The 1,768-nt window shown below is 56.8% G+C and carries 1 protein-coding gene; it reads left to right on the top strand.

What is annotated here, in order from left to right; genetic code table 11:
• Window positions 1-306: 306 nt before the first annotated feature.
• The gene (ltrA, locus tag RE6C_RS09720; protein ID WP_008656109.1) at window positions 307-1,686 is read left to right on the top strand and encodes a group II intron reverse transcriptase/maturase; all 1,380 of its coding nucleotides are present in this window, start codon (window positions 307-309) and stop codon (window positions 1,684-1,686) included.
• The last annotated feature ends 82 nt before the right edge of the window (window positions 1,687-1,768 follow it).

Below are 1,768 nucleotides of genomic sequence, written 5' to 3'. Positions count from 1 at the left end.
TTGACTGCACGCAATCGGCCCAGCGATGACCGGTCTAGGTCAGCCCGACGACTGTGCGGGCGGTCGGTGCAGCAGCCGCGACGATGAACGAACTCGGTAACGTGAGAAATCGAGCGTGGCGAAATGGCGATGCGGTGGTTGGAGACGGAATGTTCGGAAGTTCAATCGAGAGAAGCAGGGAGATCTCGGCGAGCAGCAGACCGCTGAAGCTCAGCCGAGAAGTCAGAGCCTTCATAGTAGTGTCGACCACTGGGAACCAAACCCGGTGCGAGCGAAGGGAGGCAGGGAAGTGGATACGAGAAGACCATGCAAGCGAAACGTAAATCGAAAGACTACATCCCGGTGACAGTGCCGTTTTCGGCGGAATCCCCGTCGGCCAAGGCTAGCCGTGCTGGAGAACCTGAGAAGAAATCAGCAATTGAGATTTCTTCGTGGGCGAATCGCAGTGTCTGGACGGATCGTATGTTGAACGCACTGTCCGTAGGAGTGCGAGGAGGTAAATGGCATGCCTTGATTGACAAGGTGTACCGTGAGCTGAACCTGTTCGTGTCGGCCCGCAAGGTTGTCGGCAAGAAGGGGGCAGCGGGAGTGGATCGGCAAAGCACCGAGGATTTCAGCGAACAGGAAATCGCTGAGATCAAGCAACTGTATGAACAGTTGCGAACCGACACCTATCGTCCACAGGCGGTACGTCGGGTGCAAATTCCCAAACCGGGCAGCAAACAAACGCGGCCTTTGGGAATTCCAACGGTTCGAGACCGCGTCGTGCAAACGGCGTTGGTCAACGTCATTGAACCGATCTTCGACAACGAGTTCCATGAACGAAGCTTCGGCTTCCGCCATGGCCGCAGCTGTCATGATGCACTGCGAGTGGTCGAAGAGTTACTGGAGACCGGTCATGTCTTTGTGGTCGATGCTGACCTGCAAGGTTACTTCGACACGATTCCGAAAGACCGTTTGCTGGCGTTGGTCAGCGGGAAGATTTCGGATCGCCGGGTATTGGATCTGGTGAAGCAGTTCTTGGACCAATCGGTCCTGGAGGAACTTCGCGAGTGGACGCCTGAGAGTGGCGTGCCGCAAGGGGCTGTGCTTTCCCCGCTGTTATCCAATCTGTACCTCAACGAGCTGGACCACCGGATGGCCGATCGCGGCTATGAAATGGTTCGCTACGCCGACGACTTTGTGATCCTGTGTCGTAGTCAGGAGCAAGCGGAGTCGGCCCTTGAGGAAGTCAAACGCTTCGTCCGTGAAGCCGGTTTGACGTTGCACCCCGAGAAGACGCATATCGTTGACAGTCGGGTCAAGAGTTTTGACTTTCTTGGGTACTCGTTCCGCGGGAAGCTCCGGTTTCCTCGCGCGAAGAGTCACCAGAAGATGGTCGACACGATTCGACGGTTAACACCCCGAAAGAGCGGCCAATCCCTGGAAGCGACGATCGCACAGATCAATCGTGTGACGGTGGGTTGGTTCAGCTACTTTCGTCACTGTACGTGGAACATCTTCGACAAGTACGACGGGATGGTCCGCAAACGACTGCGACGTCAGCTCTTGAAGCGTCATCGACGCAACCCCAAGCGGCTGTGTCGCACGCATCGTTGGCCCAATGCCTACTTCAGCGAGCGAGGTTATCGAAGTCTGCGTTTAGCCCACTCAGCTTACGTTCAATCCCTCGACGGGACCCACTGACTGGCGAGCCGTATGCGGGAGAACCGCACGTACGGTTCTGAGGGAGGGGAGTCCGGCTCAACCGGACTTCCCTACCCCTATC

This window comes from Rhodopirellula europaea 6C, from assembly GCF_000338295.1.
In the GTDB taxonomy this organism is placed as follows: domain Bacteria; phylum Planctomycetota; class Planctomycetia; order Pirellulales; family Pirellulaceae; genus Rhodopirellula; species Rhodopirellula europaea.
This window is presented reverse-complemented; position numbering and strand designations above follow the sequence as displayed.